Annotated in this window: 12 protein-coding genes and 1 pseudogene; 7 read left to right on the plus strand and 6 right to left on the minus strand. The window is 73.2% G+C overall.

What is annotated here, in order from left to right; genetic code table 11:
• Window positions 1–145: 145 nt before the first annotated feature.
• Both E1258_RS18500 and typA read right to left on the minus strand, forming a co-directional pair.
• Window positions 146–1,021: a serine hydrolase gene (locus tag E1258_RS18500; protein ID WP_132402761.1), complete on the minus strand. Its 876-nt coding sequence runs from the start codon at window positions 1,019–1,021 to the stop codon at window positions 146–148.
• A 55-nt stretch (window positions 1,022–1,076) separates the two neighbouring features.
• Window positions 1,077–2,945 (minus strand): translational GTPase TypA, encoded by a 1,869-nt coding sequence (gene typA / locus E1258_RS18505; protein ID WP_132402765.1) that lies wholly within the window; start codon window positions 2,943–2,945, stop codon window positions 1,077–1,079.
• A gap of 135 nt (window positions 2,946–3,080) precedes the next feature.
• On the opposite strand from typA, the gene E1258_RS18510 reads away from it, so the two are divergent.
• Entirely contained in the window at window positions 3,081–4,583 is a 1,503-nt protein-coding gene (locus E1258_RS18510; RefSeq protein WP_243715538.1) for a DedA family protein, read from the plus strand.
• A 196-nt stretch (window positions 4,584–4,779) separates the two neighbouring features.
• Window positions 4,780–5,295, plus strand: coding sequence for a MarR family winged helix-turn-helix transcriptional regulator (locus E1258_RS18515; protein WP_132402790.1), 516 nt, complete (start codon window positions 4,780–4,782; stop codon window positions 5,293–5,295).
• 115 nt (window positions 5,296–5,410) lie between these two features.
• On the opposite strand, the gene E1258_RS18520 is transcribed toward E1258_RS18515, so the two are convergent.
• Window positions 5,411–5,614, minus strand: a complete 204-nt coding sequence (locus E1258_RS18520; protein WP_007072071.1) for a cold-shock protein — start codon at window positions 5,612–5,614, stop codon at window positions 5,411–5,413.
• A gap of 184 nt (window positions 5,615–5,798) precedes the next feature.
• Between E1258_RS18520 and E1258_RS18525 the strand changes: the two genes are divergently transcribed.
• Both E1258_RS18525 and E1258_RS18530 read left to right on the plus strand, forming a co-directional pair.
• Complete coding sequence (locus E1258_RS18525; RefSeq protein WP_132402769.1) at window positions 5,799–6,572, plus strand: methyltransferase; 774 nt, start codon at window positions 5,799–5,801, stop codon at window positions 6,570–6,572.
• Window positions 6,573–6,582: 10 nt separating this feature from the next.
• Window positions 6,583–7,173: pseudogene (locus tag E1258_RS18530) on the plus strand (DedA family protein); the annotation flags it as partial.
• 124 nt (window positions 7,174–7,297) lie between these two features.
• On the opposite strand, the gene E1258_RS18535 reads toward E1258_RS18530, so the two are convergent.
• Window positions 7,298–7,951, minus strand: a complete 654-nt coding sequence (locus E1258_RS18535) for an MBL fold metallo-hydrolase (RefSeq protein WP_132402772.1) — start codon at window positions 7,949–7,951, stop codon at window positions 7,298–7,300.
• Window positions 7,952–7,958: 7 nt separating this feature from the next.
• The gene (locus E1258_RS18540; RefSeq protein ID WP_132402775.1) at window positions 7,959–8,675 is read right to left on the minus strand and encodes a maleylpyruvate isomerase family mycothiol-dependent enzyme; all 717 of its coding nucleotides are present in this window, start codon (window positions 8,673–8,675) and stop codon (window positions 7,959–7,961) included.
• Between the two features lie 179 nt (window positions 8,676–8,854).
• On the opposite strand from E1258_RS18540, the gene rsgA reads away from it, so the two are divergent.
• From rsgA to E1258_RS18555, 3 genes are all read left to right on the plus strand, one after another.
• Window positions 8,855–9,907, plus strand: coding sequence for a ribosome small subunit-dependent GTPase A (gene rsgA / locus E1258_RS18545; protein WP_132402778.1), 1,053 nt, complete (start codon window positions 8,855–8,857; stop codon window positions 9,905–9,907).
• A 283-nt stretch (window positions 9,908–10,190) separates the two neighbouring features.
• The gene (uvrA, locus tag E1258_RS18550; protein ID WP_132402781.1) at window positions 10,191–13,136 is read left to right on the plus strand and encodes an excinuclease ABC subunit UvrA; all 2,946 of its coding nucleotides are present in this window, start codon (window positions 10,191–10,193) and stop codon (window positions 13,134–13,136) included.
• A gap of 159 nt (window positions 13,137–13,295) precedes the next feature.
• Entirely contained in the window at window positions 13,296–13,778 is a 483-nt protein-coding gene (locus E1258_RS18555) for a Rieske (2Fe-2S) protein (RefSeq protein ID WP_132402784.1), read from the plus strand.
• Window positions 13,779–13,828: 50 nt separating this feature from the next.
• Here the strand turns inward: E1258_RS18555 and E1258_RS18560 are convergent.
• Window positions 13,829–17,071, minus strand: a 3,243-nt coding sequence (locus E1258_RS18560) for a penicillin acylase family protein (protein ID WP_243715539.1), incomplete at its 5' end; no start/stop codon positions are given.

The raw sequence follows: 17,071 nt of genomic DNA on the forward strand, positions 1-17,071 counted from the left end.
ACCTGCTGGAGTGAGCCGCGCCGCACTCGGATGGGGGTGGTGGGCGGGTGCGGTGGTCCATGCGCTGCGTGACCGTCGCGTCCGTGGGTGCAGAGCAGAGGGGTTCTCGGCGGGGTCGGGTCGCCGTGCCGCTGCTTGCGCTGTGTCACCTATCGGTGTCGTGTCCGGCCGGGGGGCCCGCTGCGGCCGGGCGCAGGTCGTGGCGAGCCGCCCAGACCCGGGCGGAGATGTCGGCGAGCAGCCGGCAGGTGTCGTCGGCGGGGTCGCCGGTGGTGCAGACGACCAGCACGTACGGCGGGGCGTCGGGCGGGTAGACCACGCCGGCGCCGTGCCGGACGCCGCGTACCCAGCCGTTCTTGTGAGCGACGCGGACGCCGTCGGGCAGGCCGGCGGCGAGGTCCTCGCGGAACTCCTGGGCGGACAGGACGTCGAGCATGGCGGTGCATCCGGCGGGGGAGGCGAGGAGGCCGGGGCGGCTCGCTCCGGCGGCCAGCCCACCGAGTAGGGCGGCCAGGTCGGCCGCCGTCACCAGGTTGGTGATCCCGGCCTCGCGGGCGGCGAAGTCCTCGATGCCGCGCCCGGTGACGCTGTGCCGGGCGCCGGCGATCGCCCAGGCGTCGGCGACGGCGGGCAGGCCGACGTGGCGCAGACACAGGTTGGTGGCCAGGTTGCTGGAGCGCACGATCATCCGCTCGGCCAGCCAGCGCAGTGGCACGTGCCCGTCCTCCCGCTCCCAGACCGCCTCGTCGTTGTCGTAGTGCCGGGCGCAGGCGAAGCGGGGGGCGCCGGGCAGGGCGGAGTCGAACTCGTTGCGCACCTCGACCGGGGCGTCGAGGTCGAGGGTGCCGGCCTCGGTGGCCCGGTGCAGGGCCAGCAGCACGGCCACCTTCATGGTGCTGGCCGCGTAGTGGGTGGCGTCGGGGCGGCGGGCCCAGGTGGGCGGGGCGTCGACGCGGCCCGCGTACGCCGAGACGGTGCCCGGCAGCGCGTCGAGGCGGGCGTCGAGTTCGTCCCAGATCATGCCGGTGACGGTAGCCGATCCGGCCCCCGGGTGACCGGGGGCCGGTGGCAGGGGGTCAGCCGGCGTGCTTGCGGCGGGCCGTGGCGCGGGCGCGCTGGGTCTGGTCGAGGACGACCTTGCGGATGCGGACCGCGGCCGGGGTGACCTCGACGCATTCGTCCTCGCGGCAGAACTCCAGGGCCTGCTCCAGCGACAGCTTGCGCGGCGGGATGAGCTTCTCGGTCTCGTCGGAGGTCGACGCCCGCATGTTGGTGAGCTTCTTCTCCTTGGTGATGTTGACGTCCATGTCGTCGGAGCGGGAGTTCTCCCCGACGATCATGCCCTCGTACACCTCGGTGCCCGGCTCGACGAAGAGCTGGCCGCGTTCCTGCAGGTTGGTCATCGCGAACGCGGTGACCGCGCCGGCCCGGTCGGCGACCAGGGAGCCGTTGTTGCGGGTACGTAGCTCGCCGAACCACGGCTCGTAGGACTCGAAGACGTGGTGCAGGATGCCGGTGCCCCGGGTCTCGGTGAGGAACTCGGTGCGGAAACCGATCAGGCCGCGCGCCGGGACCAGCCACTCCATCCGGATCCAGCCGGTGCCGTGGTTGACCAGCTGCTCCATCCGGCCCTTGCGGGTGGCCAGGAGCTGGGTGATCGCCCCCAGGTAGTCGTCGGGGGCGTCGATGGTGAGCCGTTCGACCGGTTCGCAGGTCTTGCCGTCAATCTCCTTGGTGACGACCTGCGGCTTGCCGACGGTCAGCTCGAAGGATTCGCGGCGCATCTGCTCGACGAGGATGGCCAGCGCCAGCTCGCCGCGGCCCTGTACCTCCCAGGCGTCGGGGCGCTCGGTGGGCAGCACCCGCAGCGAGACGTTGCCGACCAGCTCCTTGTCGAGGCGGTCCTTGACCATCCGGGCGGTGACCTTGGCGCCCTTGACCCGGCCGACCAGTGGCGAGGTGTTGGTGCCGATGGTCATCGAGATCGCCGGCTCGTCGACGGTGATCAACGGCAGCGGGATCGGGTTCTCCGCGTCGGCCAGGGTCTCGCCGATCATGATCTCGGGAATGCCGGCGACGGCGATGATGTCGCCCGGGCCGGCCGAGTCGGCGGGCTTGCGCTCCAGGCCCTCGGTCATCAGCAGCTCCGAGATGCGGACCCGCTGGGTGCTGCCGTCGGTGCGGCACCAGGCGACGGTCTGGCCCTTCGCGATGGTGCCCTGCCGGACCCGGCACAGTGCCAGCCGGCCGAGGAACGGCGAGGCGTCGAGGTTGGTGACGTGGGCCTGCATCGGCGCGTCCTGCTCGTACGCGGGCGGCGGGATGGTGTCAAGCAGGGCGCGGAACAGCGGCTCCAGGCTCGTGCTGTCCTGGGGGACCGAGCCGTCGGCCGGCTGGGTGAGCGAGGCGATGCCGTCGCGGGCGCAGGCGTAGACGATCGGGAAGTCGATCTGCTCCTCGTCGGCGTCCAGGTCGAGGAAGAGTTCGTAGGTGTCGTCCACGACCTCCTTGATCCGGGCGTCGGGACGGTCCACCTTGTTGATCACCAGAATGATCGGCAACCGGGCACGCAGCGCCTTGCGCAGCACGAAGCGGGTCTGCGGCAGCGGGCCCTCACTGGCGTCGACCAGCAGCACCACGCCGTCGACCATGGTGAGGCCGCGTTCGACCTCGCCGCCGAAGTCGGCGTGGCCCGGGGTGTCGATGATGTTGATGATGACCGGCTCCGACCCGTCCGCCGGCAGGTACCGCACGCCGGTGTTCTTGGCCAGAATGGTGATGCCCTTCTCCCTTTCGAGGTCCATCGAGTCCATCACCCGCTCGGTCGTCTCACCGCGGGCGCCGTAGGCGCCGGCCTGCCGCAACATGGCGTCGACCAGGGTGGTCTTGCCGTGGTCGACGTGGGCGATGATGGCGACGTTGCGGAGGTCGGTGCGAAGCTGCATGGGCTCCATCCTCCCGCCTGCGCGGATCAGGGGCGGCGTCGGGGGTCACCCCCGGGCTTCCCTGATCTAGTGGCTGTGCGACTGTCGGTGTCCGTACCCCGGCTGTCATGCTGGCGGCGTGAGCCGGGGGCCATCGTGCGCGATCTGCTGAACTCGGTGCAGGGCCTGCCGCCCCTGCTGGTCTACCTGGTCGCCGCGGCGATCGTGGCCGGCGAGACGGCGGTGATCGTCGGGCTGCTGGTGCCGGGTGAGGCGACCCTGCTGCTGGTCGGCTTCCTTACGTACACCGGCACGCTGCGGCTCGGCCCCGCCCTGCTGGTGATGATTCTCGCAGCGGTGACCGGGGACACGTTGGCGTTCCGGGCGGGCCGCCGGTACGGGCCCCGGCTGCGCGCCTCCGGGTTCGGGGCGCGGGTCGGGCCGCACCGGTGGCGGCGCGCCGATGCGCTGCTGGAGCGACTCGGCGGGCGGGGGGTGTGCACGGCCCGCTGGGTGGCGTTCGCGCGTACCCTCGCGCCCCGCCTGGCGGGGGCGGCGGGCATGCCGTACCGCCGGTTCGCGCCGTGGAACCTCGCCGGCGTGGTGACCTGGGTGGGCGGGTCGGTGCTGGCGGGCAACCTGGCCGGGGAATCGTACGAGACGGTCTCCCGGCTGCTCGGCCGGGCCACCGGCGTGGTGCTGGTGCTGTGCGGCGGGGTGCTCGCCGTGGTGCTGGTGGGCCGCTGGCTGGGTCGCCACCCGGACCCGGCGCGGGCGCTGCTGACCCGGGCGGCGGCGCTGCCGCCGGTGCGCTGGCTGTCCGCCCGGTACGGGGTGCTGCTCTTCCTGCTGGCGATGCGGGTCGGTCCCGGCTGGACGCTGCTGATCAACCTGGGCGCGGGGCTGGTGCTGCTGTTCGTGGCCGGGTCGGCCATCGCCTGGCTGCTCGGTGCGGCGATGCGGTGGAGCGGGCTGGCGGTGGTCGACGACGCGATCGCCGACTGGTTCGCCGACCGGCGTACCCCCGGCGCCGCCGAGGTCGCGCTCACCGTGGTCTCCGTGTCGCGCGGCTCGGTGCTGATCGCGTTGGTGACCGTGGTCGCCCTCGGCCGGGCCTGGCGGCAGCGGTCCTGCCCGGGGCGCGGCGGGCCGGTTTCGCGGGCCGCCCCGCTCGACGTGGTGGGCACGGTCGGGGCGTTCCTGCCGCTGGTGGTGCTCGGCGTGGTCGCCGACATGGTCGCACCGGGCCGGCTCGCGTCGGGTGAGGAGGGCGTGCTGTTCGCGACGCAGCACGCGGTGATGGCGGCGAGCCTGTGCACCCTGGCGTGGCTGCTGTCGCGGGGCGCGCGCTGGCCGGTGGCGGTGGCCGTGTGGACGGCCGCCGCAGCCGGGGTGGGCACCATCGGCGGCGCGCGGCTCTACCTCGGGCAGGGCACCGCCAGCAGCACGGTCACGTCGGTGCTGCTCGGGGTGACCTGGACCGCGCTGTTCATGGTCGCCTGGGCGACCCGGGAACGGGCGGTCGGCGCGGCCGGCCCGACCGGCGGCGGGGACGCGGGGTCTCCGCCGCCGCGGCAGCGCCGGCGCGACCAGGCCGCGCAGCAGCAGCACGAGCAACGCGTTGACGAGCAGCAGGATGATCGGCAGGAGCAGCCGTAGGTCCTTGCCGTTGGCCTTCGCAGTCGTAGCTGGCGGCGAGCGTGCCGCCGCCGCCGGCACCGTCGTACCGCCTGGCGCCGGTCACCGGGGGCGGAATTACGTTTGTCGAGTATCTCGATAGGCGAGATTATTGGTGCTCGACTATACTGCAAGAGGCAGGCACGGGGAGGAGGGTGACGTCGTGGCATCGCACGGCATGTATTGGCGGCGGGACACCCGCCGTGAGCAACTCGTCGCCGATATCACCAACGACCTGCGGCGTTACTCGATCGACGCCCAGCACATCGGGCACGCCTTCGCCGGCCTGCACGGGCTCAACGGCACCGACCTGCACGCCCTCGTCGCCGTCGTGGACGCCGAGTTCGCCGGCGCCCCGATCACCCCGGGCCGGCTGGGCGAGAAGCTGAACCTGTCCTCCGGTTCGGTGACCGCGCTGATCGACCGGCTGGAACGTGCCGGGCACGTTCGCCGGGACCGCGACTCCAGCGACCGCCGTAAGGTCTTCCTGCGCTACGCCGACCGGGGCGCGGCGCTGGCCATGGAGTTCTTCCGGCCGCTCGGGAACCGCACCGACGCGGCGATGGCCGACTTCAGCGAGGACGAGCTGGAAGTGGTGCGCCGCTTCATGACGGTCATGGTCGCCGCCATGCGGGAGCATCGCGACCAGGTCCGGGCGGCCCGCCCGGAGCCGCCGCGCCGCCCTACGCGTTGACCTCGCCGGGGAAACGAAGCGCCCGCCGCGCGGCAAACGTACGCCGGGCGGCGGGCAACGGTGCGCTGCGGCGACGGCCGGGGTTGTCGACCCGGCCGTCGCCACCGGCACGGAGCTACATCGGGCGGACGTTGTCCGCCTGCGGGCCCTTCTGCCCCTGGGTCACCTCGAACTCGACCTTCTGGCCCTCGTTGAGTTCCCGGTAGCCGCTCGTCGCGATGGCCGAGTAGTGGACGAACACGTCCGGACCTCCGCCGTCCTGCTCGATGAAGCCGAAGCCCTTTTCCGAGTTGAACCACTTGACCGTGCCGGTAGCCATGCATCTCTCCCTGTTCAAAACGGGTGACCCCCGACCGCCGGTCGATGATCGCCCTGTACCTCCCCGACCCTAACTGTCGAAAGCCGGATCTGCTGGGCGAAGTGCCGCAGGGCGTTCCCCGAAAATAATCGCGCCCCGGACGCGGACCGGGGGGAAACGCGCCCAACAGCCGGCCAGCTACGGCATGCTTGCCCCGGTGAGGAGTCCCGCAGCCATCGCGCTGACCGTGCTGGAGCGGGAGATCGACGCGCCCGGCGAGGGTCTGGACCGGCTGCGGCTCGTCCCCACCCCCTTCGTGCCCGAGGTGCGGCTGCATCTCGCCGAGGACGCCATCGTCTGGTGGGCCCGGATGGAGGCCGCCGCCGGCCACGCCCTGCCGCCGCCGTACTGGGCGTCGGCCTGGGCCGGTGGGCAGGCCCTGGCCCGGCACCTGCTCGACCACCCCGAGCTGGCCGCCGGCCGCCGGGTGCTCGACCTGGCCGCCGGCTCGGGGCTCGTCGCGATCGCCGCCGCGCTGGCCGGCGCGGCCCGGGTCGTCGCCAACGACATCGACCCGTACGCCGTCGCGGCGGTCACCGTCAACGCCCGCGCCAACCGGGTCGCCGTCGTCGCCACCGGCGAGGACCTGCTCGACTCCGACGGCGGGGACGCGGACCTGCTCGTCGCCGGCGACGTCTTCTACGACCGGGAGCTGGCCGCCCGGGTGCTGCCGTTCCTGCGCCGCGCCGTGGCCCGGGGCAGCCGGGTGCTGGTGGGCGACCCCGGCCGGGGCCACCTGCCCCGGGACCTGCTGGACCCGGTGACCAGCTACCGGGTGCCCACCACCGAGCCGGCCGTCGACTCTTCGGTGCGCCAGGTGGAGGTGCTGCGGCCCCGGTTCGGCGGGACGGACCCCGAGGCGGGTTCAGGGTCGGCTGGGGGTTCAAACCCGATGTCCCCGGTGGCAGACCGGTCGTAGCGTACGGGCCATGGCGGATTGGACGGAGCACGTCGGAAAGCTGCCCACCCTCCTGTTGGTGGTGATGGTCGGGGTGGTGATGCTCTTCGACGCCGTACCGCTGGTGGGGGTGCTGGTCCCCGGCGACGTCGCGATCCTCGCCGCGGTCAGCGTCGGGCGGCCGGCGACCGCCGCGAGCACCGTCGCCGCCGTGGTCGCCGGCTGCGTGGCCGGATGGTCGCTGAGTTTCCTCGTGGGCCGGCGCTACGGCGACCGGCTGCGGCACAGCCGCGTCGGCGGCTGGATCGGGGAGCCCCGATGGGCGGCGGCCGAGTCCGCCCTGCGCCGAGGCGGCGGCCGGATGGTGCTGGTCGCGCCCTTCCTGCCGGTGTTCAACGCGTTGCTGCCGCTGGCGGCGGGCAGCCTGCGGATGTCGTACCGGCGGTTCCTGGCCTGCGCGAGCGTCGGGGCAGCGCTCTGGGCCGGCCTCTACGTGGCCCTCGCCACGCTGTCCCGCACGTTGGCCGGCCTGCTGCCGGTGGACGTCTCCCCGCTGCTGATAACCATGGCGGTCGGGCTGCTGCTGGCCGGCGTGGTGCTGCTCGTCACCCGCCGCGGGCTGCGCGCGGCCGGCATGCCCGCCCCGGTCGCCCGACCGCCGCGACAGACGCGCCGGTGGCCCGAGCGGCAGGGGCTGGCGCGCCGTAGCCCGCAGCGTCGGGGCCGGGTGCTCCGGCCGCCGGCGGTCACCAGCCGCGGGCCCGCCACTGCGGCAGCGACGGGCGTTCGGTGCCGATCGTCGAGTCTCTGCCGTGCCCTGGGTAGAACCAGGTCTCGTCCGGAAGCCGGTCGAACAGCCGGTGCTCCACGTCGTCGATGAGCTGACCGAACCGCTGCGGGTCCTTGTCCGTGTTGCCGACGCCGCCGGGGAAGAGGCTGTCGCCGGTGAACAGGTGCGGGACGCCCGCCGGGTCGCGGTAGAGCAGGGCGATGGAGCCCGGCGTGTGCCCCCGCAGGTGGATCACCTCCAGCTCACGGTCGCCGACGGCCACCGTGTCGCCGTCGGCCAGTGGCGTCGCCGGGATCGGCAGGCCGGCGGCGTCGTCGGCGTGCACCAGCGCCCGCGCGCCGGTCTTCGCGACGATCTCCTCCAGCGCCACCCAGTGGTCCATGTGCTGGTGGGTGGTGACCACGGTGGCCAGGCCGGCGTCGCCGACCAGCTCCAGCAGCCGGGGCGCCTCGTTGGCCGCGTCGATCAGTAGCTGCTCGCCGGTGCCGTGGCACCGCAGCAGGTAGGCGTTGTTGTCCATCGGCCCCACCGACACCTTGGTGATGGTGAGCCCGTCGAGTTCGCGTACCGCCGGCGCGCCGCCGGGGCTGACGTCTCCGCTGTAGGCCATGTGTCGGTCACATCCATTCCGGTGGAGTCGGCAGGGGGCCGTCGGGGGTGACGAGGAGCGTGTCGGTGCCGCCACGGCCGATCAGCCAGGCGGCGAGCCCGTGGGCGGGACCGGTGACCGTGGGCGCGCCGGCGGGGTCGCCGACGACCAGTGCATGGTGGCTGCCGTCGAACCGCAGCACCATCGCCGGCGCGTCGCCCCGGCTGGCCAGGTCGGTGGTGACCTCGTGCAGCAGCCGCTGGGCGAACGCCTCGGGCCAGTCGGCCGGCCCGTAGCCGGCGGCCAGGTCGACGTGGTGCACCTCGACCTCCCGCAGCCGCCCCCAGACCAGGGTGGCCGCCGGCCACGGGCCGCGTCGGGTCTCCACGGTGGCCGCCCACGCCTGCACGGGCATCGCGGCGACCGCCTCGGCGAACCGTTCCGCCGAGCGGCGCAGGTCGTCCAGGTGGGCGGCGGGCGGGCGGGACGCCCCGGCGGCGATGTCGGCGGTGCGGGTCGCGGCGCTGGCGTACATCGGGATGCGCTCGCCGGTGCGCGCGGAGGTGAGCAGGTTGACGAACCCGTCGGCGTTGCGGGCCAGGTGGGTCAGCACGTGGCCCCGGCTCCAGCCGGGCAGCACCGACGGCGCGGCGATGTCCGCGTCGTCGAGGGCGGCGACGGCGCGCAGCAGCCGGGTTGTGGCGTCGTCGAGGTCACCGGTCAGCAGCAGCGGGTCCGCGGTCACGCCTCGAACCCTAGCGGTCCGCCGGCCCCGGCGTCGCCCGGGGAAATCGCTTTCGGCGAGTCGGCGTGGCCCCTACCGTCGGCGGTGAACGCGACACCGGGGGATCGGAGGAGGTGGTGCCCATGCCGGTCGTAGCACGCGTGTCGCCCCACCGTGTTCTCCGATCCCGAAAGGTTGCCATGACCATCGATCTGACCGCCCTCGGCTGGGACGCCGAATGGGCGGCCCTCGCACGTGCCCGCCCCAACCGGCGTCCGGGCCGGGTGGCCCGCGTCGACCGCGGCGTGTGCACCGTGCTCGGCGCGGACGGGCCGATCCGTGCCACCCTGGGCCCGGCGGTGCTGGCCGACGCGGCCCGCGACCTGACCCGGCTGCCCTGCGCCGGCGACTGGGTGCTGCTGCGCGCCTGGCCCGACGGGCCGGTCACCGTGGAGTCCGTGCTGCCCCGGCGCACGGCGCTGGTGCGCCGCACCGCCGGCAAGGACGCCAGCGGGCAGGTGCTCGCCGCCAACCTCGACGCGGCGGCCGTCGTCGAGCCGGTGCACCCTGAGCCGGACGTCGCCCGGATCGAGCGGCTGCTGTCCCTGGTGCACTTCTCGGGCGCCACGCCGCTGGTGGTGCTCGCCAAGGTGGACCTCGCCGCCGACCCGGCGGCGATCGCCCGGCAGTTCGCCGGGGCCGCCCCCGGGGTGCCGGTGCTGCCGGTCAGCGCGGAGCGGGGCGACGGCCTCGACGCGCTGCGCCCGTACGTCGCTCCGGGTCGCACCCTCGGGCTGCTCGGTCCGTCCGGCGCCGGCAAGTCGAGCCTGGTCAACGCTCTGGCCGGGGCGGTGGTGATGCCGACTGAGGCGATCCGCCGGGTCGACGGCAAGGGCCGGCACACCACTACCTGGCGGGCTCTGGTGCCGGTGCCGGGCGGCGGCGCGGTGCTGGACACCCCGGGGGTACGGGCGGTCGGCCTGCTCGACGGCGCGGCCGGCCTGGACCGGGCCTTCACCGACATCACCGAACTGGCCGCCGGCTGCCGGTACGGCGACTGCGCGCACGACGCCGAGCCGGGCTGCGCGGTCCGTGGCGCCCTCGCCGCCGGCGAGTTGACCGTCCGGCGCTACGACAGTTGGCGTCGGCTGCAACGGGAGGTCGCCTCCGAGAGTCGGCGTCGGGAGGCCCGGCTGGCCGCCGAGCGGCGGGGCGGCTGGCGCGGCGGGTGCCGACGGACGGCCCGATCGTGACGCAGGGTGTTGCCCCGGTGGCGTGGAGCTGATCGGCGCGCGGGTGGGCGGCCGGTCGCCGGGGCCACGGGCGGGGGAGGTCCACCGGGCCGTGACACGCTCCGGCGTGACCGGGATGACCTGGGGGAATGTGCGGGCGCGGGAAGTTGTCACACCTCGGGGTTAGAGTTGCCGAGGCGCTTCATCTGCGCCCGCACGACCGCTCAGGGCCGTCCCGGAACCCATCCGACCGCCCCCGAGCGGGCAGATCCTCCTCGCCTTCTTCACCGGGAGTACACGGACAGTGGCCGACCGACTGATCATCCGTGGCGCGCGCGAGCACAACCTGCGCGACGTCAGTCTCGACCTGCCCCGGGACGCCCTGATCGTCTTCACCGGGCTCTCGGGGTCCGGCAAGTCGAGCCTGGCCTTCGACACCATCTTCGCCGAGGGGCAGCGCCGCTACGTCGAGTCGCTCTCCTCGTACGCCCGGCAGTTCCTCGGCCAGATGGACAAGCCGGACGTCGACTTCATCGAGGGCCTCAGCCCCGCCGTCTCCATCGACCAGAAGTCCACCTCACGCAACCCGCGCTCGACCGTCGGCACGATCACCGAGGTCTACGACTACCTGCGCCTGCTCTACGCCCGCGTCGGCGAACCGCACTGCCCGGTCTGCGGGGAGCGGATCTCCCGGCAGAGCCCGCAGCAGATCGTCGACCGGGTCCTCGCGATGGCCGAGGGCACCCGGTTCATGGTGCTGGCCCCGGTGGTGCGGGGCCGCAAGGGCGAGTACGTCGACCTCTTCGCCGAGCTCCAAGGCAAGGGGTACGCCCGGGCCCGGGTCGACGGCGTGGTCCACCCGCTGACCGAGCCGCCGAAGCTCAAGAAGCAGGAGAAGCACACCATCGAGGTGGTGATCGACCGGCTCACCGTCAAGGCCGGCGCGAAGCAGCGGCTGACCGACTCGGTGGAGGCGGCGCTCGGCCTCTCCAACGGCCTGGTGCTGCTCGACTTCGTCGACCTCGCCGAGGACGACCCGGACCGGGAGCGCCGCTACTCCGAGCACCTGGCCTGCCCCAACGACCACCCCCTGGCGATCGAGGACCTGGAGCCCCGGGTCTTCTCGTTCAACGCCCCGTACGGCGCGTGCCCGGAGTGCACCGGCCTGGGCACGAAGAAGGAGGTCGACCCGGAGCTGATCGTCCCCGATCCGGAGCGCACCCTGCGCGAGGGCGCGATCCAGCCCTGGTCGAACGGGCACAACCTGGAATATTTCCTGCGCCTGCTGGAGGCGTTGGGCGAGACCGAGCACTTCGACGTCGACACCCCGTGGCGGGCGTTGCCGGCGCGGGCGCAGAAGACGATCCTGCACGGCTCCGGCGACCAGGTGCACGTGCGCTACCGCAACAAGTACGGCCGCGAGCGCTCCTATTTCACCGGCTTCGAGGGCGTGGTGCAGTGGATCGAGCGGCGGCACACCGACACCGAGAGCGAGTGGTCGCGGGAGAAGTACGAGGGCTACATGCGCGACGTGCCCTGCGCGGCCTGCGGCGGCGCGCGGCTCAAGCCCGAGGTGCTCGCGGTCACCCTGGCCGGCAAGAGCATCGCCGAGGTGTGCAACCTGTCGGTGGGCGAGTGCGCCGAGCTGCTGGCCGGCATCGAGCTGACCGACCGGCAGAAGCTGATCGCCGAGCGGGTGCTCAAGGAGATCAACGCCCGGTTGAAGTTCCTGCTCGACGTCGGGCTGGACTACCTGTCCCTGGACCGCCCGGCCGGCACCCTGTCCGGCGGCGAGGCCCAGCGCATCCGGCTGGCCACCCAGATCGGTTCCGGCCTGGTCGGGGTGCTCTACGTGCTCGACGAGCCGTCCATCGGCCTGCACCAACGCGACAACCACCGGCTCATCGAGACGCTGGTGCGGCTGCGTGGGCTGGGCAACACCCTGATCGTGGTCGAGCACGACGAGGACACCATCCGCACCGCCGACTGGATCGTCGACATCGGGCCGGGCGCGGGGGAGCACGGCGGCCGGATCGTGCACTCCGGGTCGGTGCCCGACCTGCTGGCCAACCCGGAGTCGGTTACCGGGGCGTACCTGTCGGGGCGGCGGGAGATCCCGACGCCGAAGGGCCGCCGGCCGCAGATCCCGGGCCGGGAGTTGGTGGTGCACGGCGCGCGGGAGCACAACCTGCGCAACCTGACCGTGTCGTTCCCGCTGGGCCAGCTCATCGCGGTCACCGGGGTCAGCGGCTCCGGCAAGTCGACCCTGGTCAACGACATCCTGCACGCGGTGCTGGCCAACCAGATCAACGGGGCGCGGCACGTGCCGGGCCGGCACACCCGCATCAGCGGCCTGGAGCACGTGGACAAGGTGGTCGGCGTCGACCAGTCGCCGATCGGCCGCACCCCCAGGTCCAATCCGGCCACCTACACCGGCGTCTGGGACCACGTCCGCAAGTTGTTCGCCGAGACCACCGAGGCCAAGGTCCGGGGGTACGGGCCGGGGCGGTTCTCGTTCAACGTCAAGGGCGGCCGGTGCGAGGCGTGCTCCGGCGACGGCACTATCAAGATCGAGATGAACTTCCTGCCCGACGTGTACGTCCCGTGCGAGGTCTGCAAGGGCGCCCGGTACAACCGGGAGACCCTGGAGGTGCACTACAAGGGCAAGACCGTCTCCGACGTGCTGGAGATGCCGATCGAGGAGGCCGCCGAGTTCTTCTCCGCGATCCCGGCGATCCACCGGCACCTCAAGACGCTGGTCGACGTCGGCCTGGGCTACGTCCGGCTGGGCCAGCCCGCGCCGACGCTCTCCGGCGGCGAGGCGCAGCGGGTCAAGCTCGCCTCCGAGTTGCAGAAGCGCTCGACCGGCCGGACGGTCTACGTGCTCGACGAGCCGACCACCGGCCTGCACTTCGAGGACATCCGCAAGCTGCTGATGGTGCTGGAGGGCCTGGTCGACAAGGGCAACACGGTGATCACCATCGAGCACAACCTCGACGTGATCAAGACGGCCGACTGGCTGATCGACATGGGCCCCGAGGGCGGCCACCGGGGCGGCACGGTGCTGGCCACCGGCACCCCCGAGGAGGTCGCCGAGGTCCCCGAGAGCCACACCGGCCGGTTCCTGCGCCCGGTGCTCGGGCTCGACGGCGAGGCGCGGGGCGCGAAGGCGGCCACCGGCCGGGCCGCGAAGGCCAACGGCGCCGCCACCCGCCCCCGGGCCCGAAAGGTCCCGGCCGGGGCGCGCTGACCGACCGGCCGCACCGGGGGCGCTCCGGCGACGGGACGCCCCCGGCCCGTTCCGCCGAGACGATCGCTGTGGTCGACTGAACCTTCAGGCACAGTGATCCGTGGACTCCAACGAGGTCCGGGGAGTTCACGGGCCGGGCAGTCGACAGAGAGGCCAGACATGAGTGACGAGCAGGTGCAGACCGGGCCGGCCACGCAGACGCGGCGCGCCCTCCTCGCCGGTGCCGGGGCGGTAGGCGCGACGATCGTCCTGGCGGCGTGCGGCAGCGACGCCGAGGGCGGCGGCGACTCCGCGCCGACTGGCGGCGACTCCGCGCCGACTGGCGGGGCCTCGGCGACCGGCGGCGCCGGCGACTCCGGCGCGCTGGCCAGCACCGCCGACATCCCGGTCGGCGGCGGCGCGGTGTTCGCCGCCAAGGGCGTGGTGATCACCCAGCCCGAGGCCGGCACGTTCAAGGGGTTCGACCCGATCTGCACCCACCAGCGCTGCCCGGTGTCGAATGTCGACGGCGGCACCATCAACTGCACCTGCCACAACAGCAAGTTCTCCATCACCGACGGCTCGGTGACGTCGGGCCCGGCGACGAAGGCCCTCGCGGCCAAGGAGCTCAAGATCGACGGCGACCGGATCAGCCTGGCCTGAACGGCGGCGGCCGGCCCGGGTCGCCCCGGGCCGGCCGCCGTGCTCGCGCGTCAGCGCGCGTACACGGACATCTCCCACAGCGAGAAGCCGTAGGACGTGGCCCGGGTCAGGCCGTGCATCCGCACGTACCGCGCGGTCTCGGTGCCGAACGCGACCACGTCGGTGCCGCCGTCGCCGGCCGTGGTGGACCAGGCCGTGCGCCAGGTCGAGCCGTCGGCGGAGACCTCGATCCGGTACGACCGCGCGTAGGCCGATTCCCAGGCCAGCGCCACCCGGCTCACCTGCCGGGCCGAGCCCAGGTCGACGGTGAGCGTCTGGTCGTCGGCCCAGGAACTGGCCCACCGGGTGCCCAGGTCCCCGTCGACGGCCTTGGTGGCGGCGTAGCCGACCTGGGCGCTCGACGCGGTCACCGCCTTCCCGGCGGCAAGGTTGCCCACGTCGTCGCCGCGCTTCGCCGGGAACGACACCACCTGCTGGTAGGTGGGCCGGTTCTGCCAGGCGATCGCGGGGTGCTTGATCCCGCCCAGCGGCGACTGGACGATCGCGTCGGCGCACCACTGGTCGCCCGCCGCGCAGGTGGCGTCGCCCGGGTAGGTGGTGGCGGCCGGGGTCGCCGCTGCCGTGCGCAGCGTGTCGAGCAGGATCTGTCGGCAGCCGGCGAGGGCGCCGCCGCCGCAGTAGGTGCGGCCGAGGCCGCCGGAGACCGGGTCGCCGAGGACCGCGCGCAGATCCTTGTCGACGTATCCCCACCAGCCGTACTGGAACGACGAGCCCTTGTGCGCCTGGGCCTCGTTCGCGGCCGTGGGCAGGGTCGACTTGTCGCCCTGCTGGTGGCCGGAGGGGGACTCGTTGATCTGGAGGGCGTTGATCAGCGACTGGTACAGGTCGGGGCCGAGGGGGTCGCGGAACATGCCCCGCACCAGCAGCGGCCACCAGGCGTCGAAGGTGCGGATGGCGTCGGCGTGCTGATACACCTTCGAGCCCTTGGCCGTCTCTACCCGCAGCGCGCCGGCCTGCCGCCAGGCCTTGAGCCTTCCGATCTCGGCGGCCAGGGCGGCGTCGCCGACGGGCTGGCTCTCCAGCACCCGGATCAGCTCGTCGAGCACCTCGACCCCGCGCAGGTCGGTCAGGCCGGCCCGCTGCACCAGTTCGGTCAGCGTGGCCCGGTCGTACTTCTTTCCGGCGGCGATGCCAGCCTTCAGTGGCTTGTCGAGCAGGTCGCCCCGGTGCACCGCGCCGAAGCTGAAGTTGCCGTCGGCGCCGCCGAAGTCCTTGGCCTGCTTGTTGTTCCAGCTGATGTAGTAGTCCTGGTCCACCGAGTTGGGGTGGGCCGACCGCGGCGCGTAGCTGGCGGTGTTCGTGTCGGGCTGGAAGCCCTGCCACTCGTACGCGGGCTCGGCCTTCATCGGCAGGTTCGGGTTGGACCCGGGCGCGCGCAGCGGGTTGAGCCCGGAGTTGAAGTACGCCGACTGGGTGGAGTTGACGTAGAACCAGTTGAACGCGTACTCGACGTTGCTCGCCGAGGCGACGAAGGCGTCGGCGGTGCCCATCTGGGTCGGGTCGTTGAACATCTGGAAGCCGATCGCGGAGTCGGCCTCGTGCCGGTAGGTGGAGCGGAGCTGGGTGAACGCGTGCGGCTTGCCGCCGACGGTCCCGCGCCAGGCGACCAGGCCGAGCTTCGTGCGCCAGGCCACCAGCTTGTACGACCCGGCGGGCGTCGTGTCGGCGGCTGTCGGCTTCCACTTGTTGGTGTGCGCGAGCTGCTCCATCGCCACGCACTGCCCCCGGTAGAGGTAGTGGTCGCTGGTCAGCGTCGGCGGGCTGCCGTCGGTGGTGCACAGCGGCACCGCGTACGTGTCGGTGATGTCGTGGATCGAGGAGGTGGCGCTCCAGGCGTAGTCCTGGCCCCGGCCGAGCAGCACGTAGAGGTTGAGGCCGGCGAACGCCGCGCCCCGGGCGCTGATCCCCGGGCCCTGCAACTCCTGGATCATCAGAAGCTGGGGGGAGAAGTAGCCGGTCTGCGGCCCGAACACGGCCACCGGGTGCCCGGTCGCGGAGTTCGCGGCGGAGACGACGGCCGCGTTGGACATGCCCCGGTGGGCCGGGTCGATGGTCAGCCCGGACAGCGCGGCGGCCAGCTCGGAGCCGCTGTTGCCGGTGGCCCTGCTGGTGGCGGAGCCGGTGGGGTCGGTGAAGACCGGCTCCACCTTGGCCGTGCCGGCGTCGGGCAGCACCACGCTCGCCGCGTCCGGGGAGGCGGAACCGTAGGGGAAGCTCTGCCCGTCGTGCAGGGTCAGCACCGTCTCCGGGTCGTTCTGGTTGCGGAAGGCCGTCCACACCTTGTCGCCCTCGGTCGGGCCGTACTTGGCGCGGGCGGCGATGCGGACCAGCGCGGACTGCATCTCGGTACCGCCCCCGCCGCCGAACAGGCCGCCGACCACGCCGGCGATCGCGATGAGGTCGGTCATCGTGAACGGCTTCGGGCCGCCCTCGTTGGTGATCGCGTCGAGGTGTCCGGTGAGGACGTACTCGCCCGGGCAGTTGCGGTTGGCCATGCAGACGCCGATGTAGGCGTTGACCCCGGCCACGTACTCCTGGACGTCGGCGTAGAGCTGCTCGCCGCGCGGACCCTTGGCGCGCAGCGCCTCGACCTGCGCGACGAGGTCCGCCTCGGTGTACGGCGAGTTGCGCCAGACGCTCTGCTCCAGGGCCCGGTTGCTGGGGGCGCCGCCGGCGAACGGGGTGAGGGTGCCCCGGCCGACGTGACGCATCAGGTCCATGGTGAACAGCCGGTCCTCGGCGCCGACGTACCCGGCCCCGTACATGGTGCCGCCCCGGGTGGTGCCGGTGACGTGCGGGACGCCGGTGGCCCGGTCCCGCACGACCCGCACGTCCGCGCGGGGCGAGTAGTCCCGCTCGATCTGCCCGGAGGGCACGCCGAAGGATGCGTCGTTGAAGAAGGTGCCGATCTGCTCGGGGCGCAGGCCGGCGTAGCCGTAGACGAGGTCGGCGTACTTGCCGAGCTGGTCGGCGGAGTGCCGGGGCAGCGTGCCGATGGTCTGGTTGGCGAGGACCTCGACGAGCGTGGCGTTGCCGTTCTGGCCGGGTGGCACGATGTCGCCGCACTCGCCCAGGCAGTAGTCGTTGGCGGCGAACGAGCTGGTCTCGGCGGCGTTCGCGGCGGCGGCGGCGTTCGCGGCGGCGGCGTTCGCGGGCGGGGTGATCGGGGTGGCGACGAGCAGGGCGGCGACACCGACGGCGGCGGTCGCGCCGGCCAGTAGGCGGCGCGGGGC

Source organism: Micromonospora sp. KC207, from assembly GCF_004348615.1.
Classification (GTDB): Bacteria; Actinomycetota; Actinomycetes; order Mycobacteriales; family Micromonosporaceae; genus Micromonospora.